Source organism: Paraburkholderia aromaticivorans (assembly GCF_012689525.1).
GTDB lineage: Bacteria > Pseudomonadota > Gammaproteobacteria > Burkholderiales > Burkholderiaceae > Paraburkholderia > Paraburkholderia aromaticivorans_A.
Window position 1 is genome coordinate 2,063,617 of sequence record NZ_CP051514.1, and the last position, 24,899, is coordinate 2,088,515.

Here is a 24,899-nt window from a genome sequence, read left to right on the forward strand (position 1 = left end):
TCAAAGTGCTGCTTGCGGCCCCGCTTCGGTGTTTTTCGCCCACGCGGGGGCTCTGTCAGGTTGATGGAGAGGCGGCGGTAGAATGAAGCGATGAAGAAAACGAAATCGCTTTATCACGGTCACCGCTTCCCCGCCGCTGTCATCAGCTGCGCGCTTCGCTGGTATTTCAGGTTCAGCCTGAGCCTGCGCGACATTGAGGAGTCGTTGCTCGAACGTGGTGTCGTGGTCAGCTACGAAACGATCCGTTGCTGGTGCGAGAAGTTTGGCGCTGGATTCGCCCAGCGCGCCAAAGCCGGACGGCGCAAGCCGGGTAGCACATGGCATCTGGACGAAATGTTCGTGACGCTGCGCGGCGAGCCGTATCTGCTGTGGCGAGCGGTCGACTAGCATGGTGCTGAACTCGACGTGCTGGTGCAAAAGCGGCGCGACAAGGCTGCGGCAAAGCGCTTTTTCCGGAGGGTGCTACGTTCAAACCCGGTGCCGCGCAAGATCGTCACCGACCAGCTACGCAGCTATCCAGCGGCAAAGGCAGAGATTCCCGAGCTTGTTCATGTGAAGCACGTTCTCGTCAAGGCGGCTGCACGGGTGAACAACCGCGCAGAGAACAGCCACCAACCGACCCGCAGGCGCGAACGGCAGATGTGTGGCTTTCGCGATGCGCGTCGCACGCAGGCGTTTCTCTCATGCTCCGGACCGATCCGGCAGCACTTCGCGTTGCCCAGACATCTGATGAACGCAGCATGTCATCGCGGAATGCTGCAGGAACGCTTCGCCAAATGGTATGACTGGACAGTCACCACCGCGGTATCCAACACTATCTGATAAGGATAACTACGTTTTAAGGGCGTTTGTCGGTGGCACCCGTCAACTTGACAATGCCGTACAGCGTGAAGATGCCGTAGTAGGTCGCTTCGCGAAGTGAGAGCGGTGCGAGCGCGTGTGTACCCAACGAGCGCACTGACTACGAGCCCGAAGTGCCTGACCGCAGCGAACGGCGCATCAAGCATGGCATCGCTAATTGTATCGACGACCAGTTCGAATCCTTCGCCGTCGGTAATGCTCGACGCTCTGCGCGCGGCAGTTGATCGGGGTTGCGGCAAGCTGGCGTCCCAACTCGCCATGATGGACCAGCCGGTATCGCTTAAGGATCAAATGGCTCATTCCGATTTTCTCCGCAATCCACCAGCCGGCCACTGCGATCAAAGACCTCACGAAAACAGACGGAAAAAGGCTCCGGAGAAAACCGCCGGAGGCACGCAACTCTGGCCGTAATAGGCGCATGACTGTTCGTCCGATGGTTCCGGCTCACTCCACACGAGCACCAGAGCGGCAAGACCCACGGCGGCAAGCAAACTCAGCACCCAGACAGGCCAATTCATGACAGTCTCCTCGTTTGGTCGAATGTCGCGGCGCAACAGGCACTTATCTCGAAGCCGAGGCGTTCAACGCATCGCCCGAACCGACATTTTCTGTTGGACCGCGAGCGTTGACGCATTAGCTAATGCGCGCTTCAGCGCTCGAAGAAGCGGGGCTGCTGGCTGCGCTGCCGGCCTTCGGTTGACCGCTTCCGGCAATGGCCATGGCGGCCAGATAACCGAACGTCAACGCGGGGCCGAGTGTAATTCCAGCGCCAATATAGTGTCCGCCGACCGGCGAGTTCATGTCATTGCCGCAGGCATAGAGCCCCGGAATTGGCCGGTTGTCCTGATCAAATACTTCACCGTGACTTCCGGTCACGAGGCCACGGCTAGTACCGAAATCTCCCGGCATCAGCTTGACGGCGTAAAAAGGACCACGCTCGATGGGGCCCAGGCAGGTATTGGGCGAATGGGTCGGGTCGCCCTTGTAAATGTTATAGGCGGACGATCCCTTGCCGAAATCCGTGTCCACGCCGGTGGCGGCGAACTGGTTGTTGCGCGCGACGCTGCGCTCCAACCCGGCGGGGTCCACGCCGATCTTGCCGCTAAGTTCAGCCAGCGTCCGGCCGCTGACGATGTATCCCGTTTTCTCGTAGCGTCGCAGCGACATACCGCCCGGAAGGATGACGCCAATACCGTACTTTTTTACGGTCGCCGCATCGGCAATCAGATAGGCGGGGATAGCGCCGGCATCGAACATGCCGAGGGTAAAAGCGTGGTACGACGCCGCTTCGTTGGTGAAGCGGTTCCCGTCCTTGCCCACTGCGATAAAGCCAGGCTTGGGACGGTCGAGCATGAAGTGGCCCCAGAGCGTCTTTTCGCCCGTCCCGTTCGACAGCACGGACATCGGTACGTAGTAACCCGTGTCCTCCGAGTTGTGGTCAAGTCGTCCACCGGCCGATTCGCCCAAGCGAATTCCCTCGCCTACATTGCTGGGCAATCCGAGTCCCAATTCGACGGTGGGCTTGCGTGAGTGTTGCTGACGCATTTCCAGGTTGCCCGGATACCCGCCGGTCGCAATGACCACACCCTGGCGAGCGCGGATTCGAAGTGCGCGGCCGTCGCGGACCACTTCGGCACCGATGACGGCGCCGTCCTCCACGATCAGCCTGGTGGCGGCCGACTTCAGCCAGACTTCGATCTGACGGTCCAGTATGGTCTTGTACAACCGGGCGATGAGCGCATTGCCGCCCACGAGCCGGGTGCCACGGTGGTAGCTCAGCCGGTCGACGCCATAGCGCAAGAAGCGCTTCAGCACGTGGAAGAACGATTTCGCCGACTTCGTGAAGGACAGGAAGTGGAGCAAGTCGACGAGGTCGAGCATCATGCCGCCGAACGGTGCGAACGCCGGCAGCGGCGCACGCAAGTGCTTGAACTGCTCCCCAAGCTTACGCGCGTCGAATTCCAACGGGGCGTGAGCACGGCCGAACATGGCTCCCTCCAACTCGGGGTGGTAGTCGGGGTAGTCGACTGCCACGACCTCAAGCGCGGAGTTGCGCAGCATATAGTCGAGGGCGGTTCGGCCATCCTGGATGTAGGGCTACGCTGAAGAAGCCAGCGTTTTCGCCAACAGCTTGTCGCTGAATTTCGGAATGCGAGATCAGCGACCCGACTGGTTCGATTTTCTGGCCCTGAAGGGCCTTGCAAGCGGGTCTCTCGACCCACTTTGGCTACTCATGGACGCAGCTGTGCCATCAGCCGCGTGCGGCTCATGTAGATGTTGGCCAGCGCGAGTGTGGTAAAGGCGCGCGTGGCGTTCTTCGCGAGGCCGCGATAGCGCACCTTGCCGAACCCCCACAGCCGCTTGACCACCGCAAAGACGTGTTCGACCCGGGCACGAATCTTCGACTTGCTGCGGTTTTTCGAGCGCCTGGCTTCATCGACTTCACCACTGCGATTGCGCACACGCTGGTTGGTGAAGTCCTTGGCTTTCGGCGCCTTGCTGGCGATGAGTTCCTTCTGGCTCGCATAGGCGCTGTCACCGTACACACGCTGCTCGCCGCCATGCAGCAGCGCCGGCAGCGGATGCTTGTCGTGCACGTTCGCCGCTGTCACTACCGCGCTGTGTGCCAGACCCGTCTGGCTATCCACACCGATGTGCAACTTCATGCCGAAGTACCACTGCTGGCCCTTCCTCGTCTGATGCATTTCGGGATCTCGCGCCTTGTCCGCATTCTTTGTGGAACTCGGCGCACCGATGATGGTGGCATCCACGATGGTGCCGCTGCCTACCTTCAGTCCGCGCCCTTGCAGTACCTCGCCGACCTTGGCGAACAATTGCTCGCCGAGCTTGTTGCGCTCCAGCAGCCGCCGGAACTTCAAGAGCGTCGTACCATCAGGAACGCGCTCGCGCCCCAGGTCAATGCCGACGAATCGCCGCAATGCGGTGCTATCCAGCAGCGCTTCCTCGCAGGCTTCATCGGCCAGGTTGAACCAGTGCTGCAGAAAGTGCATGCGCAGCATGCGCTCCAGACCCACTGGCGGGCGACCGCCCTGACCCTTCGGATAGTACGGCTCGACAACCTCGCACAACTGCGCCCACGGCACGATCTGCTCCATCGTCTCAAGGAACACATCGCGTTTGGTTGGCCGACGGTACTGTTCAAATCCGGCGCCTTGATCGGCCGCCATCGCAAGGGTCTGTTGTTTCATGCACATCTAACGATTGAGCGACCAATGCCGTTGACCTTTTTCAGCGTAGCCGTAGGCTTCCTGCAGTGAGCGCTCGACACTCGTGCCAACTGTCCCTGCAAAGTATTCGCGCGCTTTATCCAATGAGTCCTTGAAGCCGGCGGCCTGCATTGGCGCGCTGTCGACGAACCACATCATGCCCACCGACCACGCGGACGTTCCACCAACCTGATCGGTCTTCTCGAGAACGAGCGGGACCAACCCCTCGTTCTTCGACACGATCGCTGCCGTCATACCGGCGGCGCCTGCACCCATGATGATGACGTCGACCTCGCGGTCCCAATTCTGCGTCGTTGCGGTGCCCATGGCATGTGTCCTGTTTGCTAGCGTTTCTGTCAGATGTATTCGAAGGTCGGCGTGCGTGCTTTGGAAATCAGTCGCGCTACAACCACATCATTCGATATAGCATAATGCTAGAAAAGATTGATTCATAGCGAATCATGTAATTTGAGGTGAACAATGTCAAGAAACTCCAGGGAATCCCCCAGGCAAATTTGTCGGCTCCACTTGCTGCGTATGCACATGTCTTGCGTCCTGCCTTGATTCACCAGACTACCCCTTCTGTTTCGATATCGTGAAGTTGTCGACGGAGTCTCGAAGCTCTTGACATTAATAGATTCATGAAGGATCATTCGATATAGATCTATATGGATGACTGAAGATCGAAACCAGCGTCGTGCGCCTTTCTGCACAGTGCATGGTTGCAGGCGAAACAGAGCGTTTTCGGCAACACACAGCAACACACAGGAGCAACAATGAGCAAGCTTCAGTTATCCGTCGCCGTAGGCAATTACGACAGGATCAGGCCATTGGTCGACGGTGAGGTTCAGATCGAGGGCGTGGATCCCGTCTTCATGCTGCAGGATCCCGAGGAGATCTTCTTTCGCGCGTTCAGACATGCGGACTTTGATATTTGCGAGCTCTCGCTTAGCAGCTACTCAGTGAAGACTGCTGCGGGCACGTCACCCTACATCGCGGTGCCGGTCTTTCCGTCGAGAGCTTTTCGGCATACATCGGTTTACGTGCGCACGGATAGGGGCATTAACAGTCCGCAAGATCTGAAGGGCAAGCGCATCGGCGTGCCGGAATATCAGCTAACGGCAAACGTCTGGGTCCGGCTTCTTCTTGAAGAGGAGTACGGTGTCAAACCTTCTGACGTAACCTGGGTGCGCGGTGGATACGAAGATCCGGGTAGGGTGGAGAAAATCACGCTGAATTTGCCTGCGGACGTCAAACTGGAGAGCGCGCCCGAAGGCAAGACCATCTCGAACCTGCTCGCAGATGGAGAAATCGATGCTGTCATTGGACCGCGAGCGCCTTCATGCTTTGACCGAGGGCATCCGCAGGTCAAGTATCTGTTCGACGATCCGCACAAAGCCGCAGCAGACTGGTACGCGCGCACAAAGCTGTTTCCGATCATGCACACGCTTGGAATCCGTAAAACGCTGGCGGAGAGCCACCCTTGGCTGCCCGGCGCGGTGATTAAGGCATTCGAGAAGTCTAAGGCCCTTGCGTTGACGAGGCTGAGTGATACGGCGGCCACCAAGGTTACGCTGCCGTTCGTCGAAGACCAGCTACGCGCCGCTCGAAAACTGATGGGTACGGACTTCTGGTCATATGGTTTTTCGGCTAACGAGCACGCAATCGACCGTTTTCTCGCGCGTCATTTCGCAGAGGGCTTGTCGAGTCGCCGCCTCGAACCCAGTGAGTTATTCCATCCGGCCAGCCTGGAAAGCTTCGCAATTTAAAGAAAGATGGCGCGTGCCGTAATAACGGCGCACGCCTGAGGGACTTTGAAGCGAAGGCAGCCGATGAGAGAGTTTGGCCGAGAAAAATACCGGCGCGTCCGATTTTGACGCGCCGGTGTGCACATTCAAACGCGATACGCGGGCGCGCCTTGCGGGGCACGAGATGCGCCGCCGTCGATAACGATTTCCGCCGCCTGCATGCTACGTGAGTGATCCGAAGCGAGGAACAGCGCGGCTTGGGCGACCTCGTCGGCTTCGTTGAGACGGCCTATTGGAATACTTCTGATCAGACTTTTTTCGAGCTCCTGTAATTCGCTCTGCGTATGAGCGATGGTGCTCCAGATTGGCGTGCGAGTGGGGCCAGGAACCAGCGTGTTCACGCGAATGTCTTTAGGCGTAAGTTCCGAGGCCAGCGCGCGTGCCATCCCCGATAGTCCGGCTTTGCTCGCCGCATACGCCCCGAATCCTGCCATTCCCATGGTTGCCACCACGGAGCCTATCAAGATCACCGATGCTCCCGAACGCAGATAAGGCAGCGCGGCCTGAACCGTGTAGAAACTCCCGGCGACGTTAATTCTGAGGATACGTTCAAAGAGCTCGCTGGACGTGTTCTCCAAAGGCGTGGGCGACACAACGCCGGCGCTGGCAAACAGGACGTCGATATGATTAAACCGGCGACCCACCTCTGCAAAGGCGACGTCGAGAGCTTGAGTATCCGTGACATCGGCCTCGATCGTCACGACCTTCTCGTTGAGTTGACTGCGAGCGACACCAAGCGTTTCCGGATTGTTGCTCATGATGACGACATCCGCGCCCGCTTCGAGGAACAGCCGTGCCGAAGCCAGCCCGATCCCACTGTCTCCGCCCGTGATAACCGCCGCCTTGTCGTTCAACTCCATGTGTGTGCCTCCTGTGAATGCCAGACCGTGGAATGGACATCAACACAGCAACGTGCCGAGATTGACGCTGCCTACGCGCTCTCTGGTTGCAACGATTTTTTCATTGCCGTTCTTTCGGACCCGCAGTTCGATTGTCGAAGTCTGCTCAGTCAGTCCTGAGAAGCGGAAATCGCCGAAATGGTCAGTGGTGGTCGTGCGTTCGTCGCCGCCGGCGGAATCGCGCAGCACGATTTCAACACCCTCCAGATTGCGCAGGCGACCGTCTCCAGTAACTTCGCAAACGTTGCCTGCCACCAAATGGCTTAACGCGTCATCCAGATTGCGGTAGAAGACGCGAGGCCTCGTGCCGAGTTCCGGGCGAATGACCGCCAACTGTTCCTTCTTCACCATTTCTTGCAGTTCGCTCTCCGGCATGTTCAGCGCACGTAGTGCCTTGGTCGGGCAGGCTTGCGCGCAACGCGGTTCTTTCCATCCGGCGTCGAGCAGGTGCGCATCGAAATTCCAGTTCTGCGGCACCTGTTCCTGTTCGTTCCATTCGATCATGCCGTAAGGGCACGCCGTCACCAGATCCTGTCGGCCGCGGGACTTCTCCGGGTCGATGACGACGACGCCGTCCGGGCGCTTATAGATTGACCCATCGCCCGCCGCCTTCACGCAAGGCGCGTCATCGCAGTGATTGCACATTTTCGGAATGTAAGTCACGTCCACCAGCGATCCCTCTCCGCGAACGTGGCGTTCGACGCGGATCGTCTCGAGACCTTGTGGAGGGTGGGGCGCCGAATAGCCCGGAAACGCATTGCCGGTGTACTCGTCTTTTGTCGAGATCACGCAGTTCCTGCAATTGATGCAGAGCGAAACGTCCACGACCAGTGCCCAACCGATCATGCTGCCTTTTCCATTGCGGTGTTCCATTTCTCTACCTCCACCCAGCAACTGTTGGGAACAATCCCGTCTGCGGTTTCGCTCATTTTTCGCCCCGGCGTGAGGAGGTTGAGACAACCGCCGCGATCCACAATGCCTATCGAGGTCTGGATCAGATCGAGTTCGCCGCATGATTCGTTTCCGCGTGCAACGCCTTCTTTGACGAGTTGCGAAACGTCGATTGCGCAGATGACCGAAGCCTGGGCGTTGTAGACCCGGACCAGATCGCCCGACCCGAGACTGCGCGCCGACGCATCCGCGGGGCTCATTCGAAGCACCCAGTATCGATAGCCTCCAACGTTCATGCGGTGCTCATTGATCGTGCTGATGTGGCTATTCTTTCCATCTGCCTGGGTATGGAAGCTATAGACCGGATGATTGGTCACGAGTTGGAGCGGGAACCTTTGCTTCACGCCGCTCTGACTGTTGATGTATCGGTTGACCGCCGGCCGCGCTGGATCGATCTGCTCGATACGGCGCAGGCTGGACGGGACAAACTCGAACTTGCCCGATTGCGTGGGCAATCCCTGGGCGGTTTCAAGGGTGAAGCGCAACAGCGGGATTAATGTTTAGAGCCTTGAGGTTGGCTTGCTGATGCAAGGGTCGCGGCGAAGACCTCGAATGGTGAATGGAAGTCGTGAGTCGCACGAGGCCGGCTGTTCAGACTGTCGGCGATGGCGTCGAGTTCGTCCTGACTGTAGACAGAAAGGTCGGTGCCTTTGGGCAGATACTGTCGCAGCAGCCCGTTGGTGTTTTCGCAGGTGCCCCTTTGCCATGGACTGTGCGGGTCGCAGAAGTACACCTGCACGCCGGTCGCGGCGGTGAGCTCTTTATGGCGCGACATTTCTTTGCCCTGGTCGTAGGTGAAGCTCTGCCGTAGTGGCGCGACAATCGAATTGAGCTTGACGGAGAAGCCCGCCAGCGCCGACGCTGCGGTGGCATCTTCCATCTTTGCGAGCAGCACCAGGCGGCTGGTCCGTTCGACCAGAACGCCTACCGAGGACTGGTTGCCAGCCCCCTTGATGAAGTCGCCTTCCCAGTGTCCAGGCAGCAGCCGGTCCTCGATTTCGGGCGGCCGCACATGAATACTGACCATGTCCGGAATCTGTCCGCGTCGGTCTGTGCCCCGTGTGCGCGGCATACGCGTGCTGTGACCATGGCGCAGACAGGCAATGAGCTGTCTGCGCAGTTCGCCGCGCGGCTGGGCGTAGATGGCCGTGTAGATGGTTTCGTGCGAAACCTGCTGGGTCGGGTCAGTCGGATACATACGCTTGAGTGTGCCCGATATCTGCTGGGGTGACCATTTCCACTCGAGCAGGGTAAGAACAATGCGCCAGCAAACGCTTTGCAGGCAAAGCTTTGTGGGGCGGCGGCCCGCGCTGCGGCGTGCGGCGCGGAGCGCTTCAGCCGGCACCGATGCGTAACCCGCAGGAGAGCTGTTTCGCGTCAGTTCACGGCTAACGGTGGCCGGCGAGCGCCCGAGTATCCGGGCCATGGCCCGGATACTCGAACCCTGTAGATGCAGGCTTGCAATGATGAGGCGCTCTTCAGGTTGAAGTTGCTGGTACTGAGTTCTTTCGTGCATCGCAACACCTTATACGAAACGGTGTTGCACTTCAGATTTGAGGCCGCCCTGGCTAAATCCGTTGGAATACACGCCGGGAAGGGGATTCGCTTCCGGCAAGTCCTTGGTGCGACCCTCCGCGAACCAGCGCATGTCCACCGGCTGCTTGTCATCGTTGCTGGGAGGCGGCACGACGTGATAGCCCTTCTTCAGGAATTTCTTCCAGGTGGTCTGCCGGGGCAGGTCCGTGGAGTTGAAGATCCGTTCACACCAGGTCAGTTCCGACCCGCCGCCTTCCGAGTACATACCGCCGTAGCCGAGTCGCGTCATGATCTCCAGGAAAATCTGGTAGTCCGATTTCGATTCGCCAAGAGGCTCGATACATTTGTGCTGCATGATCGTCATGCGATGATTGAGCTGGCTCTGTGCGTGCTGGATGTAACCGCCGCAGTTTGCCCATTCGGATATGTCGTCACGCTCGAGAGCGGTACACGCCGGCAGGATGATGTCGGCGAACTGCGCCTCGTTCTCCATCCATATGGATTGGTTGACAACGAACTCAAGCGACGCATGACGATACGCGTCGATAAGTTTGTTCGAGCCCGGAACTGTGCCGAATGAAGACGATCCGTAGCGGTAGAGCATGTGAACGCGCGAATGGCCGAGCTTGGGATACGAGTATTGACCAAATTGCCCTTCGGCTGAGAAGCCGTCCCAAAAGTATCCGTCCGCGCTTCCCTGCGTGATTGCCTCGGCAAACCGTTGGCGAGGGATGGACTGCTTCACCGGATTGATCGTGATGATGTGCGGCATGCGGCAATAGTTGTTAGCCGCGCTTGCCGTGTAGGTCAGGTCGCCCGAGATTCCGCCCTCGGCATAGCCGGGAAAGTAAAAATTCAGGTCCTGAGGGGCGCCGATCTGAAGATTGCCGAAGTTGATCCCGGGCTTTCCCCATCCTTGCATGGCCATCATCATGACGAGGCTGCGCGTCCACTGGGCTCCGGTTTCCGTGCGGCATGCTCCGCCAAAACCCGCGCCGAGGCCACCTGCAGCGAGGTACGTTTTCTTCGACGCCCACAACTGCGCGAGGCTGCGCACGTCTTTTGCAGGAATGCCGGTTTCGGCTTCCTGCCACTCCGGCGTCTTCGGCGTGCCGTCCTCTTCGCCGAGCACATAAGCACGCCATTCGTCGAAGCCCGTTGTTCTTGTCGCTACATATTGCTCATCGTAGCTGCCGCTGATCATCCATTCATGCATGATGGCGATCGCGAGGGCCGAGTCGGTGCCGGGCTTGATGGGCAGCCACTTTCCACCGAGGAACTGGGCGGATTGCGTCAGGTACGGGTCGATATGAACGAACTGTATTCCGAGCTGCTTCGCCCACAACCGGCGCTCGGTGCCCTCGAAGCCGGCGTACACGCCATTGGTCGACTCGGGATCGCTCGACCAGAAGACGATCACTTCCGCGTGTTCAAGACAGTCCTGCGTCGTACCGTAGAAGCTCGGCGTGCCCAGACGCAGACTGTTGCCGTAGTGGTGCATGGCGCCCCAGTACCAGCCTTCCCAGCTAATCGGGCTCATTTCGATGCGGGTATATCCAATCAGGTTACCGAAGCGCTGCATGGCGCTCAGGTAGTAGTTGACGTTTCCCCACTGATGATGCGCACCCGTGGCCATCGCGATCGCGCCGGGACCATGTTCCTGCTTCATACGGCGGATCTCACCAACGACAATGTCGAGCGCTTCGTCCCAGCTGATACGCTCGTAGCCCGAAATTCCCCGCGTCTGAGGATTGCGTTCTCCCTTCGGGTCGTAATCGACCCGCTTCATGGGAGAAAGAATCCGTTTGTCCGAATAGACGAGGGATTTGAGCGAGAGCGCGTGCGGGCTGACGGTTGCACGCCGTGCCGGTGAAAACTGGCGGCCTCGCGCCGTGATGGTCCAACTGGGTCCGTCTTCCGCCGTCAGATCAATGGGCGTTGTCCGGATGATCTTGCCGTCTTTCACGAAGACAAAGACCGGCCCCCCATTGGTGAGCGTGACATAACGGGTGGTCCCATCTTTCATCCGGGTGCCTGTGCGCCAGGACGCTGTCTTCATCGTGTTCACCAACTGGCCGAACCAGACCAGAGCCTGATCGCTGCCACCCTGCGTGATCTTGAAGTTCTTGAGCGCATCGATCAGGAACGCGTGATCGGTCGTGGGCGCAAGCATCTGGCGTGCCGTGGCCGCATCCATGAACACGAGTTCGGCGTCGGGCTTGGCGTTCACTCCCCAGCGCGCGGACACGGTGCCGTCTCTGAAATGGAGCTGTCGCGCCAGGCTGTTGTCTCTCAGCCGGAGCTGGATGACCCAATGCGCTGAACCGAGATGTTCCCGTACGGACGGAAACAGACGCGCTGCCACGCGCAGAGCGGTTGGCATCAGCCAAAGTATCAGTACGAGAATCTTTCTTTGCATACGAGTTCTCAAACGTTTTGTCAGTGCGAGACCACGAAGCGGTCGCAAATTCGGCCGTCTGTTGTATGATCTCTCTTGTGGCGGATGATTTGCAAAAAGATCATTCCATCCAATATAGATTCATATCGAATGATGTGTTTTAGAATGAATAAAGTCAAGGACTCCAGGGAATACCCTGGTCCGATGTTTCTGATTGTCGTCTTTTCTCCAGTCGGGTTGTGTCCGGCTCGGGACTCCAACGTCGAGGAATGAACCCATGCCCAAGTCGAACGCCGCTGCGGTCAAAGCAACCCGGGGAACGGCCGTACCACCGGTCGCCGCGGACAATCAGCCCTCTGACGTATTTGACGATCGCGGCAGAACCGTCCCGTGGATGGCCAGGACCGTGCACAGACTCTACGACGCCCAGGCGCAGAAGATTCTGGACCGCGAGAACATCGCGATTGCGTACTGGTACTACTTACGGGTATTGGCGGAACGCGGCGAATTGAACCAGCTTGAACTGAGCAAGCGCGTCGGTATTGCGTCGACTACGGCGGTGCCCGCGCTAGACAACCTTGAAAAACGCGGCCTCGTGGAGAGAAAGCGCGACCCGAACGACAGGCGAAAGTATTTCGTCAGTTTGAAGGATGAAGGCAAGCGTCTCGTGGATGAGTTGCTGCCTGAGTTGACGGAGATGATCTCTGGTTCGCTTGATGGAATCACCCCGCGAGATATGCGTGTCTTCTGGAAAGTCGTGCATCAGATCGAGGCAAACCTCATCCAGAAGGCCCAGGATGATTCGGTCGTGGATTGAACGGGAGCAGCGCGTTAAGCGGTGTGCCATTCCTGCATATTTGGGTCCGCGAATTCACGAAGGCTCTCCAGTGCCATGGCCACTGCATTGCGATTGACGTTTTCGGCGTGCCAATAGAGCGAGACGGATCCAAAGCCCGCCAGTTGAATTGGCAGAATCCGAAGCGCGTTCAATTGTTCGAATCGAAGGGCGGCGCGGTGCGATGCGACGCCCACCAGTTCCGTGTTGTTCAGCAACGTCAGGTTGAGAATGGAGGAATTGGATTCGACGCAATGGCCCGGTAGCGTGCGCCCCTCCGCCGCTAGCGCCGCTTCCAGTGCATTTCGCACGGGCGTGCCTTGCGGCCAGACGATCCACGAATAGGCGAGCACGTCATCCCAACCGAGCGCCGCGCGTCCGGCGAGCGGGTGCTGCGGTCCTGCGACGAAGTTGATCGGCTCCGTGTAGAGCGTCACCGTTTGCAGTTGCGGATCGTCGTACTGCTGACCCGAGCGTCCAACAACAATGTCAAGCTCGCCGCGCGCGAGTTGCGGCATCAACTGGTTCATCGTGCTTTCGACAAGCCGCACCTGGGCGTGCGGCATGCGCTCGAGCAGCCGGGATACGGCGAGGGGCACGGTATCGGCCGCCGATACGCCCGACGTTCCAATGCTCACCAGACCGCTGCCACCTTCACGCATGGCCTGCATGTCGTCGCGCGCGACGTCGAGATGAGCCTCGATGCGGCGCGCGTGTTCGATCAATGCCTCGCCATACGACGTGGGCCGCAAGCCGCGCGCGTGCCGGTCAAATAGCGGCAGGCCGACGTCCTCCTCCAGTTCCTTGAGCCATTTCGACAACGCCGGTTGCGTCGTATTGAGCGCCGCGGCCGATTGACTCAAATTGCCTGTGCTCGCGAGACTCAGCAGTACCTGCAAATGCCTCAGACGAAGGCGGTAAGTCCAGTCCATCGGCTAATCCTCCTGCCGGGAGATATACCCAAAATTATATGAATTAGATGTTTTCATCATTTTACTGGATATAGCTTCGTCGCATATAAATGATGCACAGGGCCCATGAGACCGACGCTTGAATAGCCGACGTGCCTGACCAAGGGGACACCGAAAGGAGACGCGAATGACACACGACAATCCGGGCGCATCGCGCGCGGCCTACTACGAGCAGATCGCGCGGTTGCGTATGGCACCGCTGTGGGAATCGCTGCACAACCTCGTGCCGAAGGCGCCGCAGCCCAAAGCCCAGCCGGCCATCTGGAAATATGCGCAGGTGCGCGATCTCGTGATGCAGGCCGGTTCCATTATCAGCGCCGAAGAAGCCGTGCGCCGCGTGCTGGTGCTCGAAAACCCCGGCTTGCCCGGCAAGTCCAGTATGACGCTGAACCTGTACGCCGGACTGCAGTTGATCTTGCCGGGCGAAATTGCGCCGAGTCACCGGCATACGCAGTCGGCGCTGCGTTTTATCGTCGAAGGCAAGGGTGCGTGGACGGCCGTGAACGGTGAGCGCGCCACCATGCATCCGGGCGATTTCATCATTACGCCGTCGTGGACGTGGCACGACCACGGCAACCCGTCGGTGGAAGACGGCGGCGAGCCCGTCGTGTGGCTCGACGGCCTCGATATTCCTCTAGTTGCGCAGATGGATGCCGGTTTTGCCGAGAACTTCCCCGAGGCGACGCAGCCGATTGCGCGCCCCGAGGGCGACAGCTTCGCGCGCTTCGGTCACAACATGGTGCCCGTGCGGCATCGCGTGTCCGATCCCACTTCGCCGATATTCAGCTACCCGTATGAGCGCAGCCGCGAAGCGCTCGACGCGCTGTATCGCAACGGCGAACTCGACGAGTGGGACGGCGTGAAGTTGCGCTATGTGAATCCGGCGACGGGCGGCTGGCCGATGCCGACCATCGCGACGTTCATGCAATACCTGCCCACAGGCTTCAAGGGCCGCTCTTATCGCAGCACCGATGCAACCGTCTATTGCGTCGTGGAAGGCAAAGGCACCGCGAAGATCGGTAATGACGAATTTACGTTCGAACCGCATGACGTGTTCGTCGCACCGTCGTGGGCGTCCGTGCAACTGTCGGCATCGGCGGAAAGCGTGCTGTTCAGTTATTCGGATCGTCCCGTGCTCGCCGCGCTGAATCTGTTGCGCGAAGAACGCGCCTGACCCATCTGTATTTTGACCACACGTGTTGTACGTGCGTGTGTGCTCTCCCTTATCTATTGAGTCGACATCAACATGACTTTTGTTTTCCCGCCCGAAGCACCTGTTGCCGTTCCCGTCGCCGGTAGTGACGCTCAATTCGCGGTGCGCCGCGTCTATTGCGTGGGCCGCAACTACGCGGCGCACGCACGCGAAATGGGCTTCGATCCCGATCGCGAGCCGCCATTCTTCTTCTGCAAACCGGCCGATGCCGTTGTGCCGGTCGCGTATGGCGAGACACTCGAACTGGCCTATCCGGCGCAGACGCAGAACTATCATTATGAAGCGGAGCTTGTCGCGGTAATTGGAAAGGGCGGTTCGGATATTGCGGTTGAACAGGCGCTGGATCATGTTTGGGGCTACGCGGTCGGTCTCGATATGACACGCCGCGACCTGCAGATGAAGATGCGCGAAATGGGCCGTCCGTGGGAAATCGGCAAGGCGTTCGACCGTTCCGCTCCTATCGGCCCGATTCATCCTGTCAGCACTGTCGGTCACTTTGAAAGCGGCGCGTTGTGGCTCAGCGTCAATGGCGAGACGAAACAGAAGAGCGATGTGTCAAATCTGATCTGGTCGGTGGCTGAAACCGTTTCGGACCTGTCGAAATTCTTCCGCCTCGAACCGGGCGACGTGATTTTCACCGGCACGCCCGAAGGGGTTGGCGCAGTGAAGACGGGCGACACGATGAAGGTCGGCGTCGAGCGCCTGGGTGAAGTGACGGTACGCGTGGTCTGATTGACGCAATCTGCAATGGACGGAGATCTACTCGTGCAACTCCATAGCTTCTTTAACAGCTCGACGTCCTACCGCGTGCGCATTGCGCTCGCGCTCAAAGGTCTGACGTACGACACGCTGCCCGTCAATATCCGCGTCGGCGAGCATCGCACAGCGGATTACGTGGCGAACGTGAATCCGTCCGCGTCGGTGCCCGCGCTGATCGATGGCGATTTCAAGCTCGGCCAGTCACTCGCGATCATCGACTATCTCGATCAGATACATCCCGAGCCGCGCCTGATCCCGCTTGAACGCGCACGGCGCGCGCGCGTGCTGGAGCTTTCGACGCTGATTGCCTGCGACATTCATCCTGTCAACAATCTGCGCGTGCTGCGCTATCTGGAGACGGAACTGAAGGTGACGCCGCAGCAAAAAACCGCGTGGTATCGGCACTGGATCGCTCAGGGGATGGCGGGCGTCGAACGCATGCTCGAACGCGGCAACAAGGGCCCGTGGTGCTTCGGCGCCCAGCCGACGCTCGCCGACGTGTCCCTCGTGCCGCAGATCGCCAACGCTTTGCGCATGGACTGTGATTTGAGCGCTTATCCGCGCAGCCTTGCGGTGTATGAGCATGCGTCGACGCACCGGGCATTCGCTGCTGCGGAGCCGCAGCGTCAGCCCGATTACGTTGTTTGATTGCAGGGAGACAATCATGAGTGAGACAAACAATGGCCGCCGCGTGCTGGTGATCGGCGGCGGTATCGGTGGACTCGCCGCTGCGCTAGCGCTGGCACGGCAGGGCATTCGGGTACAACTGCTCGAGCAGGCGCCGGAGATACAGGAGATCGGCGCGGGCATCCAGTTGGCCGCGAACGCGTTCAATGCGCTCGATGCCTTGGGTGTCGGCGAGGCGGCGCGCGGCCGGGCCGTGTTCACCGACTATCTGAGCCTGAGGGACGCGCTCGACGCGAGGGAAATCGTGCGCATCGACGTGGGGGCGCCGTATCGCGCGTTTCGGCAATCCGTATGCGGTGATTCATCGCGTTGACATTCATCTGTCGATTCTCGAAGCCGTCAAGGATCATCCGCTGATTCAGTTCCACACGAATACGCAGGTCTGCACGCTGGATCAGGATGCCAATGGCGTGACCGTGACTGACCAGCATGGCGAGCGCTACAGCGCGGACGCAGTGATTGGCTGCGACGGCGTGAAGTCGGCGATACGCAAGGCGCTGATTGGAGACGCGCATAGCGTGACGGGACATGTGGTGTATCGCGCAGTCGTCGATGTCGAGAACATGTCCAAGGATCTGCAAATCAATGCGTCCGTCGTTTGGGCGGGGCCGCATTGTCATCTTGTGCATTACCCGCTGCGCGGCGGCCAGCAATACAACCTCGCCGGCTGCTGGACATCATGACGGCGGTGCGCGGCGAGTAGTCGACTCCGTTCAAGGACGAGGTTGCGTACCGTGCCGCATTCGGCCCAGTCTCGTCGCTCCTGCTCATCGGTCCTCAATTGGGCATCGGCCGCGCTGCGTTGAAGTACGTTATCGAGAAGGCGCCTCAACGAGCTATCGCGTACACGTCGTTCACCAGGCAGACCGATTCGACGGTATTTCAGGTGCAGGTGGCGGAGGCCGCGTTGAAGATCGATAGCGCACATTTGCGCGCCTTCCGTGCCGCAGATGAGATCGACGATCTAGCTCGCCGCAATGCATCTCCGGACTACATCACACGGGCCTGCGTCCGCGCTGATACCGGTGTTGTAGCCACTGATATTACCGACGCCCTCAATACGCTGATCTTCGCCCATGGCGCAGGAAGTTTTGCCGAGACGAGTCCGATGCAACGCTGGTGGCGCGATTCGAATACTGCGGCCCGTCATGCGATTGTCCTCCCTGCTATTGGGACTGAGCTTTACGGGAAGGCTCTGTTAGGCGTGGAGAACACGGTTACGCCGCTGGTTTAACCACGAAAGACTCTGTTGATGCAACGCTGCCCGTCTTACCTGATGTGCTACAAAATCGAGTAAGACGGGCGGCGAACTATCTCCGTTGGCGTACAGATGTCTGTACGCCATCAAGTCATCGGTTAGAAGAAGTGCATGATGCCGATGTAGCCGCCTTGCTGGTTGTGGCCAGGCAGCGGTTGAGAGTCAGCCGTCTCGACCGGGAACGCGGAATTCTTGCCGTTGAACATCTCTCCGACGGTCAGATAAAGGAAGGTCCGTTTCGAAAGATTGTAGGTGGTGCCGATGGCACCAAGATTTCCCGAGCCGCCACCATGATTCACGTTGCCGTGATACCAGCCGGCCTGAAAGGCGAGGGCGGGGGTTGCCTGATAAGAGGCGCCCACCCACTCTTGCTGGCTCCGCGTCGCGGCGGCCGGGTTGAAAGAAGTCGCGAGTGTGTCTTGCCCTGACGAGACAAGCTGTTGAAAGCCGGTGTAGAACTTCAGTCCGCCCACCTGGTAGGTGGCACCCACCATGTATTCGCGCGACGCGGCATACAGGTCGGAGAATTTGCCGTTGGCGTCGCGAACTTCTTCGTATACGCCGTAGGCAGCAAAGTTCACGAGCGTGTATTGTGCGCTCACACTGAACTGGCGGCCGCCGCGGAAGTTGCCGGCCTCATTGCCGAATCCATCCTGAGCGCGGAACGAGAAACCGCTCCAGATTGGCGAATTGTAGGTGACCACGTTCGATCGTGGACCCCACGCTCGCCCGTATGCGAAATTGCCCACACCAATGCCCACTTGTTCTCCGAGTGGGTCAATGTACCAACCCGTTTCATCCGTGAGGCTCATGGCTCGTCCAAACCAGATACTTCCGTATGTGTCGTGAGACAGGCCCACATAGGCGTCGCGGGTAAAAATCGTGTCTGGCGGGGTCTGGCCTGTACCGGAGGTAAAAAGGCTTTCGAGTTTAAAGACGGCGTGCAGGCCGCCTCCGAGGTCTTCATCACCTTTCAGGCCAAACCAGCTGTATCCGTACTGGTTGCTACCGAACCTGAAATTGTTCTTCGACTGGCCGTTTGGCGTTGCGACGTTCGTGACGAAATCGAGACCTGATGCGACGCGTCCGTACAAGGTCACCGTGCTCTGTGCGTAGGTGTTGCAGGCACAGAAAGCCATCAACGATGCGCAGTAAATAATCTTTCTCATTTCGTTATCCTTAAAAAAGGAGTCTCCATGGATTGCGTGCCGACCTCTGGTGGGTCGATGCAATCGGCTTGAAAATTCAGACCCGTTCGTACGGCGTTGAACTGATCGGACGATTGGCCCTGAGAATCAAACTTCCGCTACGACTTTTCACTATGCGTTTTTGTGAAACGTTTTTACCGCCGCCGGCAGATGGCGAACGGTGGTGGCGAGCAGAATCGCGCACGCCTGCACTAACAACTGAACTGCGGGCCCTGCACCGAGTGCCAGTACAAGTTGACCGAGCTGCGCCATGAACAGCGCCGCGACCGCGCTGGCGATAACGCTGCCTTTTCCCCCGGTGAATGGCGTACCGCCTACAACGACAGCCGCGATGGCGGGAAGCAGATAGTCGTTGCCCGACGTCTGCGACGCGCTACCAATGAATCCGGCGAGCAGCATCCCGGCGGCGGAGAAGCACACCGCAGACGCGACATAGGCACCAATCCGATACTGCAGAACCCTCACCCCCGCAGCCTCAGCCGCCCGCGGATTGACGCCAACAGCGACAAATCTGCGGCCGATTGCGGTTTTCCTGGTGATGACCCAGGCTGTCACCACGAAAGCGAACGCAAACAGGACATTAGCCGGCAAGCCAATAAACTGTGCGTGCGAGATGGTTTGCATAACAAGCGGGACGTTGACGGGAACATTGCCGGTCAACGAACGCACGCCGCCAATCAGAAGCGCGTTCACCGCCAAGGTTGCAACTAATGGTGTGATAGCGAATCTCGATACCAGTGTCCCATTGACGATCCCGACAATCGCTCCCACGCACACCGTGAGAATTGCCGCTAGGACAATGGAATCGAAGCCAAATCCCGTTCGGGCCATCACCACGCCGGAGAGTGAGACCATTCCGATGGCCGACATGTCGAGGCCTCGCTGCTGGATGACCAGAGTTTGTCCTGTTGCGACAATGGCGAGGATGCCTGCGAACGGAAGCATGGCCAGAATCGAACCACGCGTCATCGTGCCTGGCGCGACTACTGAGCTAACTGAGAAGAGAAGTATCAATCCGACCCAGATCCACCAGAATTCACTGAATCCTGGAGCCCGAATCGACCGCCACTTCGCGAAAAATGACCGCAAGAGATCCGAAATCACGTATGTCTGATTGTTCATGACCTTTCTCATTTCGCCACCGCCATTTCTCTACTCCTGGAATAGAGGGCGACAGATGCCAGAATCATTCCGCCCAATAGATACGATTGCCACGAATCTCCAATGTCCAGAAACGACGTGACCACATTGACCTGAATGATTAGAAGCGCGCCAAGCAAGGAACCGACAAAAGACCCGCGTCCGCCAAACAGGCTTGCCCCGCCGATGACGACGGCCGCAATGCTAGCCAGCGTGTAGTTGATGCCGGCGCTCGGGTCACCGGACCCGACCTGCGCCATCATCGGCGCGGCGGCCACACCGGCGAGGAGCGAGCAACCCACATACGCGGCAAGTAACGTCCTATGTGGGCGCACGCCTGCCATGCGGGCGGCTTCAACCCGCGAGCCCACGCCGCGAAACGTAAGCCCAAGCCGGGTTTTAAAGAGGACGAACTCGAGCACGACGGCGAGAACAACAGCGAAGATCGTGATGACTGGGACGAAGCCAGCCTGCGTGCCGATTGTCTCGACCACCGAATCGGCGATCAGTCCACCCGGAACGGGGCGCAGTAAAAGGGATATCGCCTGCAACGCCATATAGGTAGCTAGCGTTGCGACCATTGGATGCAATCGGAAGGGGTCCACCAGTATCCAGTTCACTACTCCGACTGCAACGGCGACCACAATAACAATTGCCCATCCCGACAACTGGTGTCCCAGTGACGCACCGTCGTTGAGAAAAAACGACTGTATGACGACCATCAGCCCCATTAGGGGTCCGACAGATAGATCGATCCCTCCCACGAGCATGAGCGCCTGCTGCCCGTATGCGACGATGGCCAATGTCGCCACGAGCGCTAACACCCCACTCAGGTTGCGAGCGGACAGATAGGTTTCGTTGACGTGCGTGGCATAGATGCCGAGCGCGCAAATTGCCAGTGCGAGCATGACAAGAGGTGCCCAGTCTCCCGACGCCCACTTCCAGAAGCCAGGAATGCTTGCCGAACCTCTCTCGCGCTCGGTGGTCGCAGTCAGCACCGCGGATGTGATGTTGTTTTCGGTGACGGCGGCGTCGCGCAGCTCCTTGACGATATGTCCGCGAGAGAAGATCAGCACACGGTCGCACAAGCCCGCCACCTCGAGCGCATCGGACGAGACTATGATGACGGCGGTGCCGGTCGCGGCGGCCTGGCGAAGCACCTTGTAAATCTCCATCCGCGCGCCAATGTCCACACCTTGAGTCGGTTCGTCGACGAGCAGCACCTCGGGATTGCTCGCAAGGACACTGGCCAGCACCAGCTTTTGCTGATTGCCGCCCGACAGCGAACGAATGGGCGTCTCGACCGTCGGTGTCTTGACCGCGAAACCCTTTACTGCCAGTTTTGTGCGTCTCGCTTCGCTTCTCTGGCTGATCCAGCCATGAATGGAATCGAACGGAAGACTGCGGAGCGAGAAATTCTCGCGTACGGATAAATCACCGAAAATGCCGTCACGATGGCGGTCACCAGGGAGATAGCGAATGCCCGAAGTGGCAGCAGCTTGAGACGTCTGAGTTTTTGCTGGCTTGCCGTTGACCGCGACGTTGCCCCGGTTTCGGGTAAGACCGGCGAGAGCGCGCATGAATTCGCGCTGCCCATTGCCGTCGATACCGGCGAGGCCCACGATTTCCCCGCTCTTTACCTGCATCGATACGTCAGTGAAGCCGGCGCCGCGCAGCGATACCACGTCGAGAACCACACCGGCGCGGTCGTTTCCGGCTTTCGCGGGAAACTCCCGATCAAGCGCCCCGCCAACGATGAGTTCGACGATTTGTTGTTCGCTGAGCCCGGCAGCGTCGTACGTGCCTTGTCCTTGGCCATCGCGTAAAACGGTAAGGCGGTTGGCGATTTTCTGCACCTCGCGAATGCGGTGCGAGATATAAACGACCGAGCAACCGGAGGCCGTCACTTTTCGAATGTGTTCGAAAAGACGGTCGACGTCTTCCGCCAGTAGATGTTCCGTTGGCTCATCCAGGACGAGAACCTTCGGTTTGGCAGCAAGCGCCTTCACGATCTCGACGATGAAGCGCTGCTCTGGATTCAGGCTCAAGACCCGCTCGTTTGCGTCGATCGCGACATCGCCACTCCACTGCCGCAGGAGCTGTTGTGCCCATTGCGTGGTGCTCATCAGTGAAGTGCGTTGTTCGATTGGCACGCCAAGATAGAGATTCTCGGCGACCGTCAGATCGGGCATGAGAGCCGGTTCCTGCCGCACGATGGCCAGACCAAGCCGGCGCGCCGTATCGGTGTCGCCTTTGGTTTCCGCGCCGTTGATAAGCACGCGCCCCTTTTCCGGCACGAGCGCGCCGGACGCAACCGCCATGAGCGTGGACTTACCTGCGCCGTTCTCACCGACGAGACCGTGTACTTCGCCCGCGAGTACCGAAAACGTGACGTTATCGAGTGCCCGTACGCCGGGAAAAACTTTGGTGACGCCATCAATCTGAAGCAGAGTGTTCTGGTCGTTCATGATTCGTCTCGAACGTTACTGCTCAAAAACGGCCTTGAGCTTTTCAGGGGAAAGGGCGGAGGACAGGTCAGCGTCAGGCGGCGCGCTGGGATCGCACTTGGGATCAAGACCCTTGGCGCTGTCGGCGTAGGCGAAAGGAAGTACTGAGGGCGATTCGTTATCAGCCGTGCCCTGATAGCTGGCGACTCCATGCCGTACCGCGAAACGTACATAAGTTGTCGTGCCATCGAGCGTGTAGTAAGGAAATGCTGTCCCCGACTTTTTGGCCGACAGGTAGTGACAGTTCAGCTCGTTGTCGCTTGCGATGGTGACGATGGCGGGCACCGGGAGGTGGGCCTGCTCGAATGCTTTCGCAGCGGCGAGCGCAGTCACACCGTAGTCGGTGACAATGGCGTCAATGTGCGGGTATTGGGCAATCAGACCAGCGGTGGCTTTTTGCGCGTCGACTGGGTTCCAGTTGGTTACGACGAACTGCTCATTTAACAGCTTCAGGTTCGGGTATTTCCCAAGGCCGCCCTTTAGACCGTCCATGAAGTTCCGGGATCCGGCAGCGCCAGGCGATCCACCCATGAACACGACGTTGCCTTTCTTGAGGGTTGTCCCAAGCCAGTCGGCCCAAAGCACGCCGACCTGCTTGGAATCTCCGACGACATTGACGACATAGTCGCGTCCGGCTACTCCGGGTATCTGTGCCGAATACGGTACGACCGATACACCCGCTTTCATGGCTGAGCGCATGGCCGGAAGTTGTACGGCGCCAAAATCCGGAAGCATGATGAGCACGTTGACGCCCTGTGCGACCATGCTGTTGATGTCGGAATTGGCCTTTTGCGGATCGCCGTTGGCGTTGCTGTAGATGACTCGCTTGACGTTCTTGCAGCGGCTGAGTTCGTCCTTGACCTCGGCAAGACCAGTCTTGCGCCAGGTATTGCCACCGTACCCATCGGACACGCCGACGATCATCGGCTTCGTGCCGCAAAGGGGCGTGATGTCGTTCTGGCGGTTCGTCAGGGAATCGTCCGCCGCGTGTGCGGCAGTACCAATCAGGGCTGCCGAGATGAGCAGTGCAAGATGGCGCAGCATAGGCGCAACAACTCGCCCGTGCGCAAGGAGCGCGCCGTCTGGCCGGGGCGAGCGATCCGTAGAGACTTTCTGCCCGGCCGGCAACTCGTCTTCTGCAATGCACCGGGTCTGCATTTTTGGCGCTGCAGCTTGCCAGACTCCAAACATATCGAACATGACGATCCTCAAGGTAGGTAATGAAATCGGATTCGAAATGAGTTGAGGCAAAATCTCGAACCCAGTGGTGTTCTTTTATGTATTTAGCGAAACCGTGTTTCCGGTTTCGCGGGATAGGCAAGAAAGCGCGCGTTCGGCGTCCAGTGGCCGTTACGACATAATTTGACGTGGAATCATGCTGTATAAAATCGATTTATATCGAATGATGTGTTTCGGGATGAACAAAGTCAAGAACCCTAGGGAATGTCCCTAGCGGAGGATGTAGAGGTAGTTTTGCAGCGATAGTCGATGAGGAAAGCTAAGCAGATGCTTCCCAACCAGAAATGAGGCGAGCATCGCGGACGGACTGTTGTCCGCGGTGAAACGGTGAATCGACGGAATGAGTACTTACCCTAGTGACCTTTTTTTCTTAGACTGCTGCTAGCCGTGGCACAGAAGTTGTTTCGTCACGCCGCTCACACCCTCTCAGAGAATAATGATCATGAAGTCGTTCACTAAAGCGGTCCTTATCGCAGCCTTGATCGCGGCGCCCGTTGCGTCGTTCGCGCAGTCCAGTCAAGTGCTCAGTCGTGCACAGGTGCGCGACGAACTCTCTCAGGTCGAAAGCGCCGGCTACAACCCGCGAGATGCGATTCACTACCCGGAAAACATTCAGGCTGCTGAAGCCAAGGTCGCAGCGCAGAATGCCACGGCGCAAGGTGGTGCGGCCGGCTACGGTGGCGCGACGGCCGGAGCTTCCCATTCGGGCCACGCAAAGGGGCTGTAACGTTTAACCAGGCGAACTGCGGCGGCCGGGCCGCAGTTCGCCTGGCTTCCCCGCATGTGCCTGATCAATGACTGTGCGCCTCTGCATGCCGGCGCTCACGACCTAGTCCACGACCGTGCCGTCACTGGATGGATCCGTGAGATTTCCAGCGATCTGATGCATGACCTTCCAGAAGACGTACATCTCCTCGTGCGTCACTCCATCAAACGAACTCGACAGCATCCGGATGATCTCCGGCAACAGTTCATCCACTAGACGTCTACCATCGTCAGTGAGGCTGACGTAGTACTTGCGCCGATCTTTCGGATCGCGAGTTCGCGTCAATAGCCCGCGCTTTTCCATGCTGTCCAAAGCTGGCACGGCAGTGGTCGATGCGATCCCCACGCGTCTGCTCAATTCCAATTGATTCATTTCACCCCGTTGAGCTAGCACCCGCAGGTAGTACCAATGCGCGATGGAGACTTTCTCCCTGTCGAGGATCTTCTGTGCCTCGACGTTGTACAGCCGGTGCAATGTCCGCGTCATCCACGGGACGGTCCTGCCGCGATCGTCGAAAATCTCTCGCCGTTCCTTTTCCGTTGAGCCGCAAGGTGACTCGATCGTTTCGTCGGTCATACCGATTGCGGTGGGGTAGAGCTTAACCATTTGTTCATTCCTCGACAGATAGTGTGAGCC

Annotated in this window: 21 protein-coding genes and 3 pseudogenes; 9 read left to right on the top strand and 15 right to left on the bottom strand. The window is 58.8% G+C overall.

The genetic code is table 11. From position 1 onward, the window contains the following. The first annotated feature begins 90 nt into the window (after positions 1-90). Positions 91-822: pseudogene (locus HF916_RS09665) on the top strand (IS6 family transposase). A 386-nt stretch (positions 823-1,208) separates the two neighbouring features. Here HF916_RS09665 and HF916_RS09670 read toward each other — a convergent pair. The 4 genes from HF916_RS09670 to HF916_RS09685 form a co-directional block, all read right to left on the bottom strand. Then, a complete protein-coding gene (locus HF916_RS09670) occupies positions 1,209-1,379 on the bottom strand; it encodes a hypothetical protein (RefSeq protein WP_168788662.1) in 171 nt (56 codons plus the stop codon). A gap of 115 nt (positions 1,380-1,494) precedes the next feature. Continuing rightward, positions 1,495-2,922 (bottom strand): FAD-binding protein, encoded by a 1,428-nt coding sequence (locus HF916_RS09675; protein ID WP_240975208.1) that lies wholly within the window; start codon positions 2,920-2,922, stop codon positions 1,495-1,497. A 170-nt stretch (positions 2,923-3,092) separates the two neighbouring features. Continuing rightward, positions 3,093-4,070: an IS5 family transposase gene (locus tag HF916_RS09680; RefSeq protein WP_168787361.1), complete on the bottom strand. Its 978-nt coding sequence runs from the start codon at positions 4,068-4,070 to the stop codon at positions 3,093-3,095. Between the two features lie 6 nt (positions 4,071-4,076). Further along, positions 4,077-4,415 (bottom strand): FAD-binding protein, encoded by a 339-nt coding sequence (locus HF916_RS09685; RefSeq protein WP_240975209.1) that lies wholly within the window; start codon positions 4,413-4,415, stop codon positions 4,077-4,079. 449 nt (positions 4,416-4,864) lie between these two features. Here HF916_RS09685 and HF916_RS09690 point away from each other — a divergent pair, with 449 nt between their 5' ends. Next, on the top strand, positions 4,865-5,857 hold the full coding sequence (locus HF916_RS09690; RefSeq protein ID WP_168788663.1) for an ABC transporter substrate-binding protein: 993 nt from the start codon (positions 4,865-4,867) through the stop codon (positions 5,855-5,857). 125 nt (positions 5,858-5,982) lie between these two features. On the opposite strand, the gene HF916_RS09695 is transcribed toward HF916_RS09690, so the two are convergent. The 5 genes and pseudogenes from HF916_RS09695 to HF916_RS09715 form a co-directional block, all read right to left on the bottom strand. Next, entirely contained in the window at positions 5,983-6,756 is a 774-nt protein-coding gene (locus HF916_RS09695) for an SDR family NAD(P)-dependent oxidoreductase (RefSeq protein ID WP_168788664.1), read from the bottom strand. Positions 6,757-6,795: 39 nt separating this feature from the next. After that, the gene (locus HF916_RS09700; RefSeq protein ID WP_240975210.1) at positions 6,796-7,410 is read right to left on the bottom strand and encodes a 4Fe-4S dicluster domain-containing protein; all 615 of its coding nucleotides are present in this window, start codon (positions 7,408-7,410) and stop codon (positions 6,796-6,798) included. Between the two features lie 227 nt (positions 7,411-7,637). After that, positions 7,638-8,231 carry a molybdopterin dinucleotide binding domain-containing protein gene (locus HF916_RS09705; RefSeq protein ID WP_240975211.1) on the bottom strand — a complete coding sequence of 198 codons (594 nt, stop codon included), beginning with the start codon at positions 8,229-8,231 and terminating at the stop codon, positions 7,638-7,640. Between the two features lie 8 nt (positions 8,232-8,239). Further along, on the bottom strand, positions 8,240-9,262 hold the full coding sequence (locus HF916_RS09710) for an IS30 family transposase (protein WP_168787491.1): 1,023 nt from the start codon (positions 9,260-9,262) through the stop codon (positions 8,240-8,242). 45 nt (positions 9,263-9,307) lie between these two features. Then, positions 9,308-11,701, bottom strand: a pseudogene (locus tag HF916_RS09715) (molybdopterin-dependent oxidoreductase); the annotation flags it as partial. A gap of 256 nt (positions 11,702-11,957) precedes the next feature. Here HF916_RS09715 and HF916_RS09720 point away from each other — a divergent pair. Further along, the gene (locus HF916_RS09720) at positions 11,958-12,497 is read left to right on the top strand and encodes a MarR family winged helix-turn-helix transcriptional regulator (protein WP_168788665.1); all 540 of its coding nucleotides are present in this window, start codon (positions 11,958-11,960) and stop codon (positions 12,495-12,497) included. Positions 12,498-12,511: 14 nt separating this feature from the next. Here HF916_RS09720 and HF916_RS09725 read toward each other — a convergent pair whose 3' ends face one another. Further along, positions 12,512-13,447 carry a LysR family transcriptional regulator gene (locus tag HF916_RS09725; RefSeq protein WP_168788666.1) on the bottom strand — a complete coding sequence of 312 codons (936 nt, stop codon included), beginning with the start codon at positions 13,445-13,447 and terminating at the stop codon, positions 12,512-12,514. Between the two features lie 166 nt (positions 13,448-13,613). On the opposite strand from HF916_RS09725, the gene gtdA reads away from it, so the two are divergent. The 5 genes and pseudogenes from gtdA to HF916_RS09750 all read left to right on the top strand — a co-directional run bounded on the left by gtdA (position 13,614) and on the right by HF916_RS09750 (position 17,379). Further along, positions 13,614-14,660 (top strand): gentisate 1,2-dioxygenase, encoded by a 1,047-nt coding sequence (gene gtdA, locus HF916_RS09730; protein ID WP_168788667.1) that lies wholly within the window; start codon positions 13,614-13,616, stop codon positions 14,658-14,660. 72 nt (positions 14,661-14,732) lie between these two features. Next, the gene (locus HF916_RS09735) at positions 14,733-15,431 is read left to right on the top strand and encodes a fumarylacetoacetate hydrolase family protein (RefSeq protein ID WP_168788668.1); all 699 of its coding nucleotides are present in this window, start codon (positions 14,733-14,735) and stop codon (positions 15,429-15,431) included. A gap of 33 nt (positions 15,432-15,464) precedes the next feature. Next, complete coding sequence (gene maiA / locus HF916_RS09740; RefSeq protein WP_168788669.1) at positions 15,465-16,106, top strand: maleylacetoacetate isomerase; 642 nt, start codon at positions 15,465-15,467, stop codon at positions 16,104-16,106. A gap of 16 nt (positions 16,107-16,122) precedes the next feature. Further along, positions 16,123-16,807 (top strand): annotated as a pseudogene (locus HF916_RS09745) (FAD-dependent oxidoreductase); the annotation flags it as partial. A 119-nt stretch (positions 16,808-16,926) separates the two neighbouring features. Beyond that, complete coding sequence (locus tag HF916_RS09750) at positions 16,927-17,379, top strand: hypothetical protein (protein WP_206001724.1); 453 nt, start codon at positions 16,927-16,929, stop codon at positions 17,377-17,379. Between the two features lie 122 nt (positions 17,380-17,501). On the opposite strand, the gene HF916_RS09755 is transcribed toward HF916_RS09750, so the two are convergent. The 4 genes from HF916_RS09755 to HF916_RS09770 form a co-directional block, all read right to left on the bottom strand. Next, on the bottom strand, positions 17,502-18,572 hold the full coding sequence (locus HF916_RS09755) for a porin (protein WP_168788670.1): 1,071 nt from the start codon (positions 18,570-18,572) through the stop codon (positions 17,502-17,504). A 150-nt stretch (positions 18,573-18,722) separates the two neighbouring features. Continuing rightward, positions 18,723-19,733: an ABC transporter permease gene (locus HF916_RS09760; RefSeq protein WP_240975212.1), complete on the bottom strand. Its 1,011-nt coding sequence runs from the start codon at positions 19,731-19,733 to the stop codon at positions 18,723-18,725. Between the two features lie 8 nt (positions 19,734-19,741). Further along, positions 19,742-22,219: an ATP-binding cassette domain-containing protein gene (locus tag HF916_RS09765; RefSeq protein ID WP_168788672.1), complete on the bottom strand. Its 2,478-nt coding sequence runs from the start codon at positions 22,217-22,219 to the stop codon at positions 19,742-19,744. A 15-nt stretch (positions 22,220-22,234) separates the two neighbouring features. Next, complete coding sequence (locus HF916_RS09770) at positions 22,235-23,458, bottom strand: substrate-binding domain-containing protein (protein ID WP_168788673.1); 1,224 nt, start codon at positions 23,456-23,458, stop codon at positions 22,235-22,237. A gap of 481 nt (positions 23,459-23,939) precedes the next feature. Between HF916_RS09770 and HF916_RS09775 the strand changes: the two genes are divergently transcribed. Further along, positions 23,940-24,224 (top strand): DUF4148 domain-containing protein, encoded by a 285-nt coding sequence (locus HF916_RS09775; protein WP_168788674.1) that lies wholly within the window; start codon positions 23,940-23,942, stop codon positions 24,222-24,224. 102 nt (positions 24,225-24,326) lie between these two features. Here the strand turns inward: HF916_RS09775 and HF916_RS09780 are convergent, their stop codons facing one another. Next, a complete protein-coding gene (locus HF916_RS09780) occupies positions 24,327-24,869 on the bottom strand; it encodes a MarR family winged helix-turn-helix transcriptional regulator (RefSeq protein WP_240975213.1) in 543 nt (180 codons plus the stop codon). Positions 24,870-24,899 lie beyond the last annotated feature (30 nt).